13 protein-coding genes and 1 pseudogene are annotated in these 16168 nt (G+C 71.3%); 7 read left to right on the forward strand and 7 right to left on the reverse strand.

What is annotated here, in order from left to right:
• Positions 1-219 precede the first annotated feature (219 nt).
• Positions 220-1083 (forward strand): oxygenase MpaB family protein, encoded by an 864-nt coding sequence (locus ABZ532_RS08855; RefSeq protein ID WP_361280567.1) that lies wholly within the window; start codon positions 220-222, stop codon positions 1081-1083.
• A 312-nt stretch (positions 1084-1395) separates the two neighbouring features.
• Here ABZ532_RS08855 and ABZ532_RS08860 read toward each other — a convergent pair whose 3' ends face one another.
• The gene (locus ABZ532_RS08860; protein WP_361280568.1) at positions 1396-2913 is read right to left on the reverse strand and encodes a M1 family metallopeptidase; all 1518 of its coding nucleotides are present in this window, start codon (positions 2911-2913) and stop codon (positions 1396-1398) included.
• Positions 2914-3226: 313 nt separating this feature from the next.
• Here ABZ532_RS08860 and ABZ532_RS08865 point away from each other — a divergent pair, with 313 nt between their 5' ends.
• The 3 genes from ABZ532_RS08865 (at position 3227) to ABZ532_RS08875 (ending at position 6773) form a co-directional block, all read left to right on the forward strand.
• The gene (locus ABZ532_RS08865; protein WP_361280569.1) at positions 3227-4585 is read left to right on the forward strand and encodes a M14 family metallocarboxypeptidase; all 1359 of its coding nucleotides are present in this window, start codon (positions 3227-3229) and stop codon (positions 4583-4585) included.
• Positions 4586-4734: 149 nt separating this feature from the next.
• Positions 4735-6372 (forward strand): ABC-F family ATP-binding cassette domain-containing protein, encoded by a 1638-nt coding sequence (locus ABZ532_RS08870; protein WP_361280570.1) that lies wholly within the window; start codon positions 4735-4737, stop codon positions 6370-6372.
• Complete coding sequence (locus ABZ532_RS08875) at positions 6372-6773, forward strand: hypothetical protein (RefSeq protein WP_361280571.1); 402 nt, start codon at positions 6372-6374, stop codon at positions 6771-6773. Before ABZ532_RS08870 ends, ABZ532_RS08875 begins: the two co-directional genes overlap by 1 nt.
• A 259-nt stretch (positions 6774-7032) precedes the next feature.
• Here the strand turns inward: ABZ532_RS08875 and ABZ532_RS08880 are convergent, their stop codons facing one another.
• Together ABZ532_RS08880 and ABZ532_RS08885 are read right to left on the reverse strand one after the other, a co-directional pair.
• The gene (locus ABZ532_RS08880) at positions 7033-9441 is read right to left on the reverse strand and encodes a Tex family protein (protein WP_361280573.1); all 2409 of its coding nucleotides are present in this window, start codon (positions 9439-9441) and stop codon (positions 7033-7035) included.
• Positions 9442-9588: 147 nt separating this feature from the next.
• Entirely contained in the window at positions 9589-10452 is an 864-nt protein-coding gene (locus tag ABZ532_RS08885) for a hypothetical protein (RefSeq protein ID WP_361280574.1), read from the reverse strand.
• 110 nt (positions 10453-10562) lie between these two features.
• Here ABZ532_RS08885 and ABZ532_RS08890 point away from each other — a divergent pair, with 110 nt between their 5' ends.
• Positions 10563-11606, forward strand: coding sequence for a GlxA family transcriptional regulator (locus ABZ532_RS08890; RefSeq protein WP_361280575.1), 1044 nt, complete (start codon positions 10563-10565; stop codon positions 11604-11606).
• Positions 11607-11660: 54 nt separating this feature from the next.
• A complete protein-coding gene (locus tag ABZ532_RS08895) occupies positions 11661-12305 on the forward strand; it encodes a DJ-1/PfpI family protein (protein WP_361280577.1) in 645 nt (214 codons plus the stop codon).
• 102 nt (positions 12306-12407) lie between these two features.
• Here ABZ532_RS08895 and ABZ532_RS08900 read toward each other — a convergent pair whose 3' ends face one another.
• A complete protein-coding gene (locus ABZ532_RS08900; RefSeq protein ID WP_361280579.1) occupies positions 12408-13181 on the reverse strand; it encodes an enoyl-CoA hydratase/isomerase family protein in 774 nt (257 codons plus the stop codon).
• A gap of 231 nt (positions 13182-13412) precedes the next feature.
• On the opposite strand from ABZ532_RS08900, the gene ABZ532_RS08905 reads away from it, so the two are divergent.
• The gene (locus tag ABZ532_RS08905) at positions 13413-13898 is read left to right on the forward strand and encodes an ATP-binding protein (RefSeq protein WP_361280580.1); all 486 of its coding nucleotides are present in this window, start codon (positions 13413-13415) and stop codon (positions 13896-13898) included.
• On the opposite strand, the gene idi is transcribed toward ABZ532_RS08905, so the two are convergent.
• The 3 genes and pseudogenes from idi to ABZ532_RS08920 form a co-directional block, all read right to left on the reverse strand.
• Positions 13873-14466 (reverse strand): isopentenyl-diphosphate Delta-isomerase, encoded by a 594-nt coding sequence (gene idi / locus ABZ532_RS08910; RefSeq protein WP_361280581.1) that lies wholly within the window; start codon positions 14464-14466, stop codon positions 13873-13875. The genes ABZ532_RS08905 and idi overlap by 26 nt on opposite strands.
• A gap of 134 nt (positions 14467-14600) precedes the next feature.
• Positions 14601-15092, reverse strand: a pseudogene (locus tag ABZ532_RS08915) (N-acetyltransferase); the annotation flags it as partial.
• Between the two features lie 100 nt (positions 15093-15192).
• Entirely contained in the window at positions 15193-16131 is a 939-nt protein-coding gene (locus ABZ532_RS08920; RefSeq protein ID WP_361280582.1) for a cation diffusion facilitator family transporter, read from the reverse strand.
• Between the last annotated feature and the right edge of the window lie 37 nt (positions 16132-16168).

Consider the following 16168-nt stretch of genomic DNA (forward strand, 5'->3'; position numbering starts at 1 on the left):
GGCTGGAGATGAACCAGCGCGCACATCAAAGCAGCGGCAGTTACTTCGGGGTAGCCTCCAGGCACCGGTTTTCTTGCGGAAGCATCTCGATCAAGCGAACTTGTCCGGACAACTCCGGATACCCCTGAGCGGCGGCCGTGAGCGCCGTGTGATCGCATACTGGAACCACAGGGGCCGGGCCCGCGGGCCCGCCCGACGACCCACCCTGGGAGGCCCGGGATGCGCAGGCCGGATCCGGTGCCACCACCCGTCGGCGGGATGCTGTGGAGCCTCACGGGAGACATCCGCGGCCTGCTGATGCTGCCGGCGGCGCTGACCATGCAGGTCGCGCACCCCGCTGTGGGCGCCGGAGTCGACGAGCACTCCGTCTTCCGCACCGACCCCTGGGGCCGGGGCGAGCGCTCCCTGCGCTCGCTCCAGCTGTGGGTGTACGGCGGCGAGGCGGCGGCGGAGGAAGGCCGGCGGCTGCGCGCGCTGCACCGGACCATCCAGGGCACCGACAGCCGGGGCCGCCGCTACCACGCGCTCAGTCCGGAGAACTACGCCTGGGTCCACGCCACCGGCTTCCCCGTCTACCAGCACGCCTGCCGCTATCTGTACCGCCCGCTCACCGGCGCACAGGAGCGGCGGCTCTACGCGGAGTGGCTCCAGGTCGGCCGGATCCTCGGCATCCACGACCGGGATATGCCAGGCACCGTCGAGGAGTTCTGGCCCTACTACCGCAAGGTCCTCGCCGACGAGCTCGAAGCCACCGCCGTCGTCCGCGACCTCGTCGCCACCGACCGTCCCATTCCGCCCGTCGACCGGGGCCCGCTGTCGCTGCGACTGCTGCTGAGGTGGGGCTGGCCGGTACTGAGGCCGGGGTTCGCGCGCTTCCGGCGCTTCGTCACCATCGGGCTGATGCCACCCGACGCCCGCGAGGCGATAGGTCTGCCATGGACGGACCGGCAGGAGCGACGGCTGCGTCGGCTCGGCCGCGCCGTACGGGCCGTGGTGCCCCTGCTTCCCGAAAGACTTCGGTATCTTCCCCTCGCCCGCGAGGCGCGCCGGGCGGCCCGGCTCGGTGCGCGGGCGGCTTCGTGAACACGAGGACCGCCGCACCTGCACGGCCCTGAGGCGTCGTGATGCCGAAGCCGAGCGTGCGGGAAACGGACGCGCCACGGCTGACGGATTCGCGTCGCCCGCGCCGTGGGTGCCCAGCGACAACAGTGCGGGCCGGCCGATCGGTGAACCGGCCGGCTGTGCGGCGGACGGCGCATCGGCGCCTACGGCGATGTCGCGCGCACGGAGTGCGCTACCCGGCACCCGCTGCTGTCGCGACCAGGATCCCGGTCGCCACAGGCGAGGCGTCGCCGAACCCGGACCGGGCCCGACGACGCCTGAGCTCCACGGTCGTCAGCGGCCGTGCCGCCCACCGTGGTCGTGGACCGTGTTCGTCGACGCGATCTGCTTCCAGGACCTGGGCTGGTGAGCGGTACCCGCGTCCTTGCGCGCAGCCCGCGCCGAGGCCGCACCCCCGGTCGGCTGGGCGGGCTTGGAAGGCTGGTACAGCCAGGTGTCGAAGAGCGCGGCGAGCGGCTTGCCCGAGACCTTCTCGGCGTACTCCACGAAGTCGGCGACCTCCGCGTTCCCGTTCGCCTTCGCCGTCGGCCAGCCCTTGAGGACGGCGAAGAAGTCCTCGTCGCCGATCTCGACCCGCAGAGCCTGGAGCGCCGCCGCGCCACGGTCGTACACCGCGAGGTCGAACTGCTTCTCCGCGCCGGGATCACCCGGCTTCACCGTCCAGAACGGGTCGTCCGCCGGATGCTGGGCGTAGACGTAGTCCGCCAGCTCCTGCGCCGTGCCCTCGCCCTCCTTCTCCGACCACAGCCACTGGCTGTAGCGCGCGAAGCCCTCGTTGACCCAGATGTCCTTCCAGCCCTTGACCGAGACACTGTCCCCGTACCACTGGTGGGCCAGCTCGTGCACCACCACCGAGACGTTCGCGCCGTTCGCGAACTGGCGCGGGCTGTAGAACGGGCGGGTCTGCGTCTCCAGGGCGTATCCGGTGGGCACGTTCGGCACATAGCCGCCGAGAGCGTTGAACGGATAGGGGCCGAAGACCTCCTCCAGCCACTCCGCCGCCTCGACGGTGCGCTCGACGCTCGCGCGTGCCGCGCCCGCGTTGTCGCCGAGGTCCACGCTGTAGGCGTTGACGACCGGGAGGCCCTTCGCGGTCTTGTCGGTCGTGATGTCGAACTTGCCGACGGCGAGCGTGGCCAGATACGTCGCCTGCGGCTTGTTCGACCGCCAGTTGAAGCGGGTCCAGCCCAGACGTGAGGACTGGGACAGCAGCACACCGTTGCTGATCGCCTGTGTCCCGTCCGGCACGGACACCGAGATGTCGTACGTCGCCTTGTCCAGAGGATGGTCGTTGGCTGGGAACCACCACACGGACGATTCCGGCTCACCCGCGGCGACGCCCCCGTCAGGGGTGCGGAGCCATGCGGTGTAGCCGTCGATCTTCAGCTCCGACGGCTTCCCGGCGTACTTCACCACCACCGAGACCGGTGCGCCCTTCGCCAGCGGTGCGGACGGGGTGATCTCCAGCTCGTGGGCGCCGGTGGCGGCGAAGGCCGCCTTCTTCCCGTTGACCCTGACCTCACTGGCCTTCAGCCCGAAGTCGAGGTTGAACCGGGACAGGTTCTGCCTGGCGGTGGCGAGCAGGGTCGCCGTGCCCTCCAGCAGGTCGGTCTGCGGCTGGTACCTCAACCGCAGATCGTAGTGCGAGACGTCGTATCCGCCGTTGCCGCTGGCCGGGTAGTAGGGGTCTCCGATCCCCGGTGCCCCGGGTGCGGAGTCGGCCGCCGATGCCGGGATCGCCAGCATCAGCGTGGCCGCGAGTGCGCTCGGGAGGAGGATTCTGCGCTGCACGAAGTGCTCCAAGTCGTCGGGGCCGGTGATCTCTTCGGACTCTTCGGACCCTATTCACGCCTGTGAGTGCAGTCGTGTCCATGGCCCCTGATGTCACACGAATGCCATCCAGCCGACATGCCGCTCGCCGGTGTGCGGGGGACGCTGCGGTTTCGTGGACCCTGCCCGCCCAGGTCTGTCCAGCCTGCCCGGACCTGTCCGGCCCGCTCGGGCACCCCCGGGCTCGTCCGGGCCCGTTCGATTCCGGCCGGGAACCGCCCAGTCACCCAGGCGCCCCCTGTCGCCCAGGAGTTGCCCGGCGTACCGTGCGCGCATGCCGATACCCGCCCGGTACAGCCGTCGCCTGCCGCTCGCTCTGGCCCTCTGCGCCGCGCTCGCCGCCCCACAGATGAGCATTGCCGCCCACGCGGCACCGATCAGGCAGCAAGCCGGACAGGAAGAGGGTGGTGCCCGGTCGCCCGGCAGGCTGCTGCCGCGTACCGGATTCGAGGAGTCCCGGGGTGCGCGCTGGACCAGCCAGCCGGAGGAGGAGGTCTTCCTCACAGCCGTGGACCGGGCCAGCCGGCGGGTATCGCTGCGCACGATCGGTACCACCGGACAGGGCCGCCCCCTCCAGCTCGTGCGCATCGGGAGTGGCCACCCCACCGCGAACACCATGCTGCTGATCTGCAGTCAGCACGGCGACGAGCCTTCCGGCCGCGAAGCCTGCCTCACCACGATCCGCGATCTCGCAGCGGCCGGTGACAGCGCCACCCGGCGCTTCCTGGACCGCACCACCGTGCTTGTGATCCCCACCGCCAACCCGGACGGCCGCGCCGCCGACACCCGCGGCAACGCGGACGGCGTCGACATCAACCGCGACCACATCGCCCTCAGGACCGCCGAGGGCCGCACCATGGCCGCCGTCCTCCGCGATGAACGGCCGGATGTCGTCTATGACTTGCACGAGTACGGGGCCACGGCGCGGTACTACGACAAGGACCTGCTCTCCCTCTGGCCGCGCAACCTCAACACCGACCCGAAGGTGCACGACGAGGCGCACGCACTCTCCGAGACCTTCGTACGCCCCGCCGCCCACGAGGCGGGATACAGCAGCGGTATCTACGGGATCTGGACCGATCCCGTCACCGGTGAGCCGGTGAAGCAGGTCGCCGGGGACGGCCAGGAACGCATCCTGCGCAACACCGCCGGTATCAAGCACTCCGTCGGGCTGCTCGTGGAGACCCGGGTGGACGCACTCACCGACGCCGAGAAGCAGGACCCGGCACTGAACAACCGGCGCCGGGTGCACAGCCAACTCGCCGCGCTGGGCGGCGCCTTCCGCTATGTCGGCGAGCGGCGGGCAAGGATCGAGGCCACCACGGGACGCGCCAGGCTCGCGGGCTTCACCGACCGGGGGCCGGTGTATCTGGGCGGGGCCGACAACGACCCGGCCACCCCCGGAGAGACGCTCACCGACCCGCCCTGCGGCTACCGGCTGTCCGCCGCACAGTACGCGGACGTCAGGGACGAACTCGCACTGCACGGGGTCGCTGCCCTGCCGGCGGGGCCGGATGGCCGTGACGGAGCGTACGTACCCCTGCGGCAGTCCCAGCGGGACCTCGTCGCCCTGCTGCTCGACGAGCGTGCGGCCCACCACCTCACCGCGGGGCAGCCGCTTGCGGAGTGCTGACCCCGCGCGGCACGACACTGTGCGCGACACGGCACTCACACCGCGTCGTGCCCAGGTCCTGGCCGGGCAGTCCTTGAGGATCGCTTGGACGGCGCCCTGGGTCCTCTGGCGTCCCGGGGCCCGGAGGGACCCATAGAATCGGCCTCCTCATGAGTGCAACCCTCGTCGCCAAGGAACTCGCCGCCGGGCACGGCGAGCGATCACTGTTCTCCGGTCTCGACCTCGTGGTCGCGCCCGGTGACGTCATCGGTCTCGTCGGTGTCAACGGCGCCGGAAAGTCCAGCCTCCTCAGGCTGCTCGCCGGGATCGACACACCCGAGCAGGGCACGCTGCGCCTTTCGCCGCCCACCGCGTCCGTCGGCCATCTCCCCCAGGAGCCGGAGCGGCGCGCGGACGAGACCGTGCGGCAGTTCCTCGCCCGGCGCACCGGCGTCGCCGCGGCGCAGGCCGCGATGGACGAGGCGACACAGGGCCTGGTGGACGGCACCCCCGGCGCGGATGACGCATACGCGGCCACCCTGGAGCGCTGGCTCGCGCTCGGCGGGGCCGACCTCGACGAGCGTGCCGACGAGGTCGCCGACTCGCTCGGGCTGACCGTCGGGCTCGACCAGTGCATGACATCCCTCTCCGGCGGCCAGGCCGCCCGTGCGGGTCTCGCCTCGCTGCTGCTCTCCCGCTACGACGTCTTCCTCCTCGACGAACCCACCAACGATCTGGACCTGGACGGTCTCGAACGGCTGGAGAAGTTCGTCCAGGGACTGCGTGCGGGCACGGTGGTCGTCAGCCATGACCGCGAGTTCCTCGCCCGTACCGTCACCAAGGTGCTCGAGCTGGACCTCGCCCAGCAGCAGATCACCCTCTACGGCGGCGGCTACGAGGCCTATCTGGAAGAACGGGACACGGCACGCCGGCACGCCCGCGAGGATTACGAGGAGTACGCCGACAAGAAGGCCGCGCTGGAGGGCCGCGCCCAGATGCAGCGCTCCTGGATGGACAAGGGCGTCAAGAACGCGCGCCGCAAGTCGGGCGACAACGACAAGATCGGCCGCAAGTTCCGCAGCGAGTCCAGCGAGAAGCAGGCCGCCAAGGCCCGCCAGACCCAGCGGATGATCGAACGCCTCGATACCGTCGAGGAACCCCGCAAGGAGTGGGAACTGCGGATGGAGATCGCCACCGCACCCCGCTCCGGCGCCGTCGTCGCCACCCTGCGCGAGGCGGAGCTGCGACGTGGCGGCTTCCGGTTCGGGCCGGCGTCACTCCAGATCGACTGGGCCGACCGGGTCGCCATCACCGGCGCCAACGGCGCGGGCAAGTCGACCCTGCTCGCGGCCCTCCTCGGCCGGCTGCCGCTGGACGCGGGTCACGCCACGCTGGGCAACGGGGTCGTGGTCGGAGAGGTCGACCAGGCGAGGAGGCTCTTCCACGGCACACAGCCGCTGCTGGACGCCTTCTGCGCGGCGGTCCCCGACATGGAGCCCGCCGATGTCCGTACCCTCCTGGCCAAATTCGGCCTCAAGGCCGTCCACGTGCTGCGTCCGGCGGTGACCCTCTCCCCGGGCGAGCGCACCCGTGCGGCCCTCGCCCTGCTCCAGGGCCGTGGGGTCAACCTCCTGGTCCTCGACGAGCCCACGAACCACCTGGACCTGCCCGCCATCGAGCAGCTGGAGTCCGCGCTGGACTCGTACGGCGGCACACTGCTGCTGGTCACACACGACCGGCGGATGCTGGAAGCGGTCCGTACGACGCGCCGCGTCGAGGTGGCGGACGGAAAGGTGACGGAGTTCTGATGGCCGATGCACTGACCCGGCTGTGCGCACTCGTCGACGACCTGGACGCCGATGTCGACCAGACCATCGACCTGGCCGACGAGATCGCGGCGTCCGGTGACACGGCTCTGCTGCCGCGCCTGGAGGCGGAGCTCGACCGCAGTGTCGGCGCGCGCAACTCCTACGCCCGTGAGCTGCTCGGCGGGGTGATCGCGGGAATCGGAGGTGTCGGTGCCCTGCCGGTGCTGCTGCGGGCCTCCGCCGTGGACCTCGGCGACGACCAGGACGGGCTGGCGACCGAGATCGTCGACCTGGTGCATACGGACCCGGCCCGCGCCCGCGCCCTGCTCGAGCCGCTGACCCGGGACGGCGACCCCGCCGTACGCGACCGTGCGGAATGGGCGCTGAGGTTCACCCCCTGAGGGCTGTCCCGTAGCTCCCTGCGGGCGCGCGACGCCGGCTACGGCACTCTCCCCCTGGCTTCGCCGGGGTTCTGCCAATGCCGCGGTGCCGGGCATCCGGATACGCCCGGTACGGAGGACGGCAGGGGGCAGGGGGAGCCCCCCACGCATCCGACGCCGCACGCCCATCCACTGGGGATCACGGGACTGCCCTTGCCTTAGTGAACGGACAGGCCGGGGTGCGGCGGCACAGCCCGTGGCACCCCGGCCGGCGTCGCCGCTACTCGCCCCGGCCCTTGTTCGGCCCCAGCAGGCCCGCCTTGCGCAGTGCGTCCGCCATCGCGCTGTTCGCCGCTGCCTGGGCAGGGCGACCCCCGCCCGCGCTGGCGCCGCTGCCGCCGCGCCCGCCGCCGCCGTTGCCTCCGCGTCCGGCGCCGCCCTGGCGCTGCTGGGGCGGTCGGCTGCCCTGGCCGCGCTCACGGCGCTGACCGCCGCCACCCGGAGCGTTCTGCGCTGCCTCGTCGTCCAGACGCAGCGTCAGGGAGATCCGCTTGCGGGGGATGTCGATGTCGAGCACCTTCACCTTCACCACGTCGCCCGACTTCACCACATCCCGCGGGTCCTTGACGAAGGTGCGGGACATCGCCGACACATGGACCAGACCGTCCTGGTGCACACCGACGTCGACAAACGCGCCGAACGCGGCCACGTTGGTGACGACGCCCTCCAGCACCATTCCCGGCGCCAGGTCCGCGATCTTCTCGACGCCGTCCTTGAACGTCGCCGTCTTGAACGCGGGTCGCGGGTCGCGCCCCGGCTTCTCCAGCTCACGCAGGATGTCGCTGACCGTCGGCAGACCGAAGGTCTCGTCCACGAAGTCATCCGGGCGCAGCGAGCGCAGCACCGCGGTGTTGCCGATCAGCCCGGCCACCTCGCTGCCCGTGTTCTTCACCATCCGCCGCACCACCGGGTACGCCTCGGGGTGCACGCTGGAAGCGTCCAGCGGGTCGTCGCCGCCACGGATCCGCAGGAAGCCCGCACACTGCTCGTAGGCCTTGGGGCCGAGCCGGGCCACGTTCTTGAGCTCCTTGCGGGAGCGGAAGGGGCCGTTGGCGTCGCGGTGCGCCACGATGTTCTCGGCGAGTCCCGTGCCGATGCCGGACACGCGCGAAAGCAGCGGCGCGGACGCCGTGTTGACGTCGACACCGACGCCGTTCACACAGTCCTCGACCACCGCGTCCAGCGAACGGGACAGCTTCACCTCGGACAGGTCGTGCTGGTACTGGCCGACACCGATCGACTTGGGGTCGATCTTCACCAGCTCGGCGAGCGGGTCCTGGAGCCGGCGGGCGATCGAGACCGCGCCGCGCAGGGAGACATCGAGTCCCGGCAGCTCCTGGGAGGCGAACGCGGAGGCGGAGTACACGGAGGCACCGGCCTCGGACACCATCACCTTGGTCAGCTTCAGCTCGGGGTGCTTGGCGATCAGGTCACTGGCGAGCTTGTCCGTCTCACGGGACGCGGTGCCGTTGCCGATCGCCACCAGATCGACCGCGTGCTCCGCGGCGAGCCGCGACAGCCTCGCGAGCGACTCGTCCCACTTGTTCGCCGGGACATGCGGATAGATCGTGTCCGTGGCGACGACCTTGCCGGTGGCGTCCACCACGGCGACCTTCACACCCGTGCGGAAACCGGGGTCCAGGCCCAGTGTGGCCCGGGTGCCGGCCGGGGCGGCGAGCAGCAGGTCCCGCAGGTTGGTCGCGAAGACCCGCACCGCCTCGTCCTCGGCAGCGGTCCGCAGCCGCGTCCGCAGATCGATGCCGAGATGCACGAGGATCCGGGTGCGCCAGGCCCAGCGAACCGTGTCCGCGAGCCACTTGTCGGCCGGCCGGCCCCGGTCGGCCACGTCGAAGCGGCGGGCGACCATGCCCTCGTACGTCGAGGGCCCGGGCTCGTCCGACGGCTCCTCGGGCTCCAGGACCAGGTCGAGTACCTCCTCCTTCTCACCGCGCAGCATCGCCAGCACCCGGTGTGAGGGGAGCTCGGCGAACGGCTCGGCGAAGTCGAAGTAGTCGGCGAACTTGGCGCCCGCCTCCTCCTTGCCCTCGCGGACCTTCGCCGCGAGCCGCCCACGCGTCCACATCCGCTCGCGCAGTTCTCCGATGAGGTCCGCGTCCTCGGAGAAGCGTTCGGTCAGGATGGCCCGGGCGCCGTCCAGCGCGGCGGCCGGGTCGGCGACCCCCTTGTCCGCGTCGACGAACGCCGAGGCGGCGGCGAGCGGCTCGACGGACGGGTCGCGGAGCAGTCCGTCGGCGAGCGGCTCCAGACCGGCCTCGCGGGCGATCTGCGCCTTGGTGCGCCGCTTGGGCTTGAACGGCAGGTAGATGTCCTCGAGGCGGGCCTTGGTGTCGGCCGCCCGGATCTGCGCTTCGAGCTCGGCCGTGAGCTTGTCCTGCTCCCGTACGGACTCCAGGACCGCGGTGCGCCGGTCTTCGAGCTCCCGCAGATACCGCAGCCGCTCCTCGAGCGTGCGCAGTTGCGCGTCGTCGAGCATCTCGGTCGCTTCCTTGCGGTAGCGCGCGATGAACGGCACGGTGGACCCGCCGTCGAGCAGCTCGACGGCCGCCCTCACCTGCCGCTCGCGTACGCCGAGCTCCTCGGCGATCCTGCCTTCGATGGACGTCGTCACGGTTTCCCGACTCGCCTTCTGATGCTGGCTGTGCCTGGGGGCCGCGCGGTCCTGTCCGTGCGGCGCAGGACCGCGACCCCTTTGCCTGCATTCTGCCGGGTGGCCGGGCGCCGTGTCGCGTGCCCCCTCCGGCGCGCTGGCCGGAGGTCAGTCCTTGCCGAGCAGATCGGCGGGGAACGCACCGGCAGCGACCGCAGTGCCCAGGAAGCCGTAGGCCAGCTCGGTGAGGCGTTCGACGGACGCCTGGCCGAGGTGCTCGTACGGGGCTGCGTCGAGTCGGTCGGTCCCGTTTTCCAGCTCCTCGCGCAACGCCTTGCCTTCCGCGGTCAGTTCGCCGTCGGCGCCGAGCAGCCCGCGCTCGCGCAGCCGCTCCTGTGCCGCGTCCCAGTCGTCGCGCCGCCAGCCGCGGGTGGCGAGGGCCCAGCGGGGGGACATGCCCTTGCCCGTCGCGGTGTGGCTGGCCATGGCCTCCAGCGGGTCCAGTCCGGCCGACAGCAGCACGGCGAGATGCCCGTCGCCGCGGTGCTCGCGCAGCAGGGTCGCCGCGTGCCAGTAGGCGAGGTGTGGTTCGTCCGGTACGGGCAGGTCGGCGTGCGCCGAGTAGAGCGGGCGCGCGTGGCGGGTGCACGCCTCGGCGGCGCGCAGCGCCAGTCCCGCGGCCTCGGCCATCTCCTTGGACTCGACCCCCTCGTCACCGAGGAGCCTGCGCAGGGTGGAGTCGGCGGTGCGCAGCCTGGCCGCCAGCACGGTGGCAGGGGAGGCGGTCTCCCACACCGAGGGGAAGTGACGGGCCAGCAGCTCGTGGTTGTAGTTGGAGAACGCAGCCGCGACCGTGCCGGGCCCGACGGCGCCCAGCGCGGCGGCACGCCCGGAGAGGGCGGCGGCGCTGCGGTCCTCGATGCCGATCCCGGCGAAGGCCTCGGGGAGGTCGGGCGAGAAGTACACGATGGAGTGCGTCGAATTGAGGGCGCTGGCGCAGCGGCGTCCCGTGCGCGGGGGAAGAGAGCTCATGAACCGCAGGCTACCGACTGGTTGGTATGACCGGAAGGGAGGGTGTGCATGGCAGGAAAGGTGGGCTTCTCGTCATTGCGGTCGTACGGCTCGGCGCCGACCATGGACACATGCCCGAGCGACCCGGCCAACCCGGCCGACCTGACGAACCCGATCAACCGGATCACATCCGGAGAACCGTGCTGGTCGTGCTCTTCGACGGAGTGCAGAGCCTTGATGTCACCGGCCCTCTGGAGGTCTTCGCGGGCGCGGGCAAGGCTCCCGGCGCGGCGTTCGCGTACCGCATCCGCACCGCCTCCCTCGACGGTGCACCCGTCCGTACCTCCAGCGGGCTCACTCTGGTGCCCGACTGTGCTCTCGGCGACGGCGGACCGCCCGGCACGCTGATCGTCCCGGGAGGAGAGGGCACCAGGCACTCGGACGCCCGGCTGGTCGACTGGCTGCGCGTCCACGCGCCCGCGGCGGCGCGGCTGGTCTCCGTGTGCAGTGGTGCGCTGCTGCTGGCAGAGGCCGGGCTGCTGGACGGGCACCGCGCGACCACGCACTGGTCCGTCTGTGACCACCTCGCCCGCAACCATCCACGGGTGGCTGTCGACCCGGACCCGATCTTCGTACGGGACGGGCGGATCGCCACATCGGCCGGCGTCACCGCGGGTATCGACCTGGCCCTCGCGCTGGTCGAGGAGGACCTGGGCCGGGACGTCGCCCTGACCGTGGCCCGCCATCTGGTGGTGTTCCTGCGCCGCCCGGGAAACCAGGCGCAGTTCAGCGCGCAGCTCGCCGCACAGACCGCCCGACGTGATCCGTTGCGCGACGTACAGCAGTGGATCACCGAGCACCCCGACGACGACCTGTCGGTCGAGGCCCTGGCCGCCCGTGCCCGGCTCTCACCCCGTCAGTTCGCCCGCGCGTTCCGCGCGGAGACCGGTACGACCCCGGGGCACTATGTCGACCGGGTGCGGCTGGAGCACGCCCGTCGGCTCCTGGAAGACACGGACGAGGGTATCGAGCAGATCTCCCGCGCGTGCGGCTACGGAACGCCGGAGACGATGCGGCGCGCGTTCGTCAAGGCCATCGGGACGGCGCCCGCCGAGTACCGCCGCCGCTTCAGCACCCCGCGCACCGCACACACGACGAGGGCGTTCCACCGCTGATCACCACCGACACACCGGCACCAGCACACCGACACATGGAGGAGCCCCCCCATCATGCAGATCGCCATCCTGCTCTACGACCGCTTCACCGCCCTGGACGCGGTCGGCCCGTTCGAGATGCTCAGCCGCCTGCCGGACGCGAAGACCCTCTTCGTGGCCGAAAGCGCTGGTCCGGTGCGCAACGACCAGGACAACCTCACCCTGGTGGCCGACCGGGACCTCACCGAGGTGACCGCCGCGGACCTCGTCCTCGTACCAGGTGGCCCGGGAGCGCGTGACGCGATGAAGGACCCCGCGGTCCTCGACTGGCTGCGGGCCGTGGACGCCACCAGCACGTGGACCACCTCCGTGTGCACCGGATCCCTCGTCCTGGCAGCGGCCGGATTCCTCGAGGGGCGCCGGGCCACCAGCCACTGGCTGGCACTCGACGATCTGCGCGCACTGGGTGCGCGGCCGACCGGCGAGCGTGTCGTCTTCGACGGCAAGTACGTCACCGCTGCCGGAGTGTCCTCCGGTATCGACATGGCGCTGCATCTGCTCGGCCGGATCGCGGGCGACCAGGTCGCCCAGACCGTGCAGCTGCTCACCGAGTACGACCCGCAGCCGCCCTACGACGCGGGCTCGCCCGAGAAGGCGCCAGCGGATGTCGTCGCCTACTGGCGCGGCGGCCCGGGGCGGGCGGTGGTCGAAGCGGGCTGACGTCCACACCCGCGCAGCGGGCCGGTACACCGACCCGCACTCGCGGCCGCCGGCGCGCCGCCCGGTCCGTGCCGGCACGCCGCGCAGGAACCGGCCGTTTCGTCACACCGTCCAGGTGAACCGGGGCGGCCTGCGTTCCAGGAAAGCGGCGATTCCCTCGGCGGAGTCGCCGCTGGCGCGCGCCTGGGCGGTCCAGTGGGCGTCCCGGTCGGTGCGCCCCGATGCGAACTCCTTCGCCGCCGCCTGGGTCAGCTGGGACCGGCTCACCAGTACGCGGGTGAACTCGGCGACCCGCTTGCCCAGCTCGCCCTCGGGCAGCACCTCGTCCACCAGGCCGGTGCGCAGCGCCCGCTCGGATCCGACCAACTCGCCCGAGAACAGCAGGTACTTCGCCGTGGCCGGCCCGACCAGGCCCACCAGCCGCCGGGTGGAAGACGCCGGATAGACGATCCCCAGCTTGGCCGGGGTGATGCCGAAGGAGGCTCCCTCCCCGGCGAACCTCAGATCGCAGGCGGCTGCCAGCTGGCAGCCACCGCCCACGCAGTACCCGCGCACCGCCGCGATGGTCGGCTTGGGGAAGGCGGCGAGTGCCTCCTCGGCCCGTACGGCCAGACTCTGCGGGTCCTCGTCCGCACCGGGTGAGTGGGCGCGCAGCGAGGAGATGTCCGCACCGGCACAGAAGGTGCTCCCCGCGCCGGTCAGCACCAGCGCCCGCACTCCGGGGTCCTGTGCGAGCCGTTCGAGTACGGTCGGCAGCGCGGTCCACATCGCGGCCGTCATCGCGTTGCGCTTGCCGGGGTTGCCGATGACGACGGTGGCGACTGAGTCCGTCACCTCCGCGGAGATCTGCCCCTGCTGCGGCTCCGTTCGGTCCATGGGCCGGATGCTATCGGGCGACACCTGGCCAGGATCGGTCGGGCAACCGACAAGATCGGGCTGACACGGTCGGAATTCATCGATAGCCGTCTACTTGTCGTCAGCGCCTCGGTATGGACCAACCCGTTCCCAACACTCGTGGCACACGCCAGGTCAACAGGTTCCCTGACCAGCCCGGCGGGCCTGATCAGGTTTTCCCTGACCACGATTCACGAGGGTGGGTGCGGGACTATGGAGAGCCCCGGGAGCGTCCCGGCGCGGTCACTGTCGTACGAAGGCGTCTGGCGGTTCACCGCACCGGCAGTGGAGGTGTCCGTGCCCCAGGCACGGCACGCCGTCCGTGATCTGATCCATCGCCAGGGCGTGCCGGTACGGGACGAACTGCTCCAGGGAATGCTGCTTATCATCTCCGAGCTGGTGACCAACGCCGTACGGCACGCGGCCCTGCTCTCACCCGAACTCGCGGTCGAGGTGGCGATCGGCGCCGACTGGATCAGGGTGGCCGTCGAGGACAACCACCCGTACCGACCCAGGGCGCTGGAGACCGACTACGCGCAGACCGGCGGCCGCGGTCTGCTGCTTGTCAGGGAGATCGCCCGCGAGGCGGGCGGCAGCTGCGACGTGGAGCACACCACGACCGGCGGGAAGGTCATCTGGGCGATGCTGCCCCTGGAGTCCCCCGACCCGTGGGCTACCAGCCGCTGGCCGAACCCGTGAGCTCCTTGATCGCCGGGCGTGCGGCGTCCAGCACCGTCATGAACCACGCGGAGAAGGTGTCCCGGCCGTGCCGCTCGGCCAGCTCCGCCGCGCTCACGAACGCCGTCTCGCCGATCTCCTCCGGGTCCGGGCGCAGCGAAGCCTGCACCATGCCCACGAAGAGGTGGTTGTACTCCTGCTCGACCAGGCCGGAGTCCGGGTCCGGGTGGTTGTAGCGGACGGTACCCGCCTCCGCCATCAGTGAAGGCGACACGCCCAGCTCCTCGAAGGTGCGCCGGGCGGCGGCGGTGAACGGCGCCTCACCCGGGTACGGGTGCCCGCAGCAGGTGTTCGACCAGACACCGGGGGAGTGGTACTTCCCGAGGGCGCGGCGCTGGATCAGCAGCCGCCCTTGCTCGTCGAAGAGGAACACCGAGAAGGCCCGGTGCAGCTGACCGGGTGCCTGATGGGCGGAGAGCTTCTCCGCGGTGCCGATGGTCTGACCGCTCTCGTCGACGAGTTCGAGCAAGATCGGCTGCATCGTGCCGTTCGGCGAGCTGTTCGCCGCGGTGGCGGGTGTGGTCGGCATAGCCATCCTTCGCTTCGGTCCACGGCCCTGGGGGCCAGCTCAGTCTGCCGTAAAAAAGCGGCTTGTCCGTACTTCACCGCTCTTGAGGCATGTCCGAGCCCGTCACGCGGCCGCGCGGCGGGCACGGACGGGGATCAGACCCCGAAGGCTTCGGGATACTCGATCATGCCCCGCGGCACGTCGGTGGAACCGTCCAGGACCAGCGCCATCATCGCTTCGTCGGGCACCTCGAACCCCGGTGCGATACCCAGCCGTGAGGCCGGGGCGAAGCCGAACCGGGGGTAGAACTCCGGATGGCCCAGCACCACGACCAGACGCTCCCCGCGAGCCCGTGCCGCGTCCAGCAGTGCCTTGATCACCACGGACCCCGCACCCTGCCGCTGGAACCGCGGCGCGGTGGCACACGGTGCCAGCGCGAGCGCGGGCGCGTCCCCGACACGGCAACGGGTCAGGAGGGCGTACGCCGCGATCGAGCCGTCCGGCGCCTCGGCCACGTACGAGAGACCGGGAAGCCACGCCGTGCCGTCCTCGCGCAGCGCGTCCACGAGGTCGGCCTCGTCGCGGGTCGGGAACGCCTCCGCGTTCACGGCGCGGACCGCCGGACGGTCGGCCGCCGTCTCCGGGCGTGCCCGCCAGCCGCCGCCGTTGTCGAGAACACCGCTCTGCGTCACGATGGATGCGCTCCTTCACCTGTGCGTTCGGTCCTGGTCTCGCTCGCGGAGCCCTTCAGTGGCACAGCCTCGCCTCGTGCTCCGCGTGGCCCCCCGGCTCCAGCTGGAACGTGCAGTGCTCGACGTCGAAGTGGGACCCGAGGCAACCCTGGAGGTCGTGCAGCATCTTCTCGTGGCCGACCGTGTCGAGCACCTCCTGTGCGACCACCACATGGGCCGAGAGCACCGGCATTCCCGAGGTGATGGTCCAGGCGTGCAGGTCATGGACGTCCTCCACACCCGGCAGGGCCCTGATGTGCTCGCGTACCTCCGCCATGTCGACGTCCTTGGGCGCCGCTTCGAGCAGCACGTTCAGCGTCTCCCTGAGCAGCTTGACCGTCCTTGGCACGATCATCAGGCCGATCACCAGCGAGGCGATCGGGTCGGCCGACTGCCAGCCGGTGGCCACGATGACGGCCGACGAGGCCAGCACCGTCACCGAACCGAGCGCGTCCGCGAGTACCTCGAGATAGGCCCCGCGCACATTGAGGCTCTCGCGCTGGCCGCGGACCAGCAGGGAGAGCGACACCATGTTGGCGATCAGGCCGACGAGAGCGAACGCGATGGCGAGCCCGCCCTTGGTCTCGGCCGGGGTGATGAAGCGCTGCACCGCCTCGTACAGCAGGAAACCGCCGACGCCGAGCAGCAGCAGGCAGTTGGCCAGCGCGGCGAGGATCTCGGCGCGGGCGAAGCCGTAGGTGCGCCGGGAGTCGGCCGGGCGGGCGGCGAAATGGATCGCCAGCAGTGACATGGCAAGACCCAGGCCGTCCGTGGCCATGTGCGCGGCGTCGGCGATCAGCGCCAGCGAGTCGGCCAGGATCCCGCCCACGATCTCCAGGGTCATCACGCTCAGCGTGATCGCCAGCGCGACCCGCAGCCGCCCCTTGTAGGCGGCGGCCGCGGTGCCTGTCGGCGGTGCGCCGTGCGTATGGCCGTGGTCGTGCCCAGCCCCCATGAGTGCAGCCTCCCGGGTCGTCGTCGGATGAGTCGGA

The organism is Streptomyces sp. NPDC019396 (genome assembly GCF_040632375.1).
GTDB lineage: Bacteria > Actinomycetota > Actinomycetes > Streptomycetales > Streptomycetaceae > Streptomyces.

Excerpts from the sequence above, each read along its gene's own strand:
- ABZ532_RS08895 (WP_361280577.1), top strand. The coding sequence starts at position 11,661 with ATGCAGATCGCCATCCTGCTCTACGACCGCTTCACCGCCCTGGACGCG.
- ABZ532_RS08875 (WP_361280571.1), top strand. The coding sequence starts at position 6,372 with ATGGCCGATGCACTGACCCGGCTGTGCGCACTCGTCGACGACCTGGAC.
- ABZ532_RS08855 (WP_361280567.1), top strand. The coding sequence starts at position 220 with ATGCGCAGGCCGGATCCGGTGCCACCACCCGTCGGCGGGATGCTGTGG.
- ABZ532_RS08905 (WP_361280580.1), top strand. The coding sequence starts at position 13,413 with ATGGAGAGCCCCGGGAGCGTCCCGGCGCGGTCACTGTCGTACGAAGGC.
- ABZ532_RS08900 (WP_361280579.1), bottom strand. The coding sequence starts at position 13,181 with ATGGACCGAACGGAGCCGCAGCAGGGGCAGATCTCCGCGGAGGTGACG.
- ABZ532_RS08920 (WP_361280582.1), bottom strand. The coding sequence starts at position 16,131 with ATGGGGGCTGGGCACGACCACGGCCATACGCACGGCGCACCGCCGACA.
- ABZ532_RS08890 (WP_361280575.1), top strand. The coding sequence starts at position 10,563 with ATGCCCGAGCGACCCGGCCAACCCGGCCGACCTGACGAACCCGATCAA.
- ABZ532_RS08870 (WP_361280570.1), top strand. The coding sequence starts at position 4,735 with ATGAGTGCAACCCTCGTCGCCAAGGAACTCGCCGCCGGGCACGGCGAG.
- idi (WP_361280581.1), bottom strand. The coding sequence starts at position 14,466 with ATGCCGACCACACCCGCCACCGCGGCGAACAGCTCGCCGAACGGCACG.
- ABZ532_RS08885 (WP_361280574.1), bottom strand. The coding sequence starts at position 10,452 with ATGAGCTCTCTTCCCCCGCGCACGGGACGCCGCTGCGCCAGCGCCCTC.
- ABZ532_RS08865 (WP_361280569.1), top strand. The coding sequence starts at position 3,227 with ATGCCGATACCCGCCCGGTACAGCCGTCGCCTGCCGCTCGCTCTGGCC.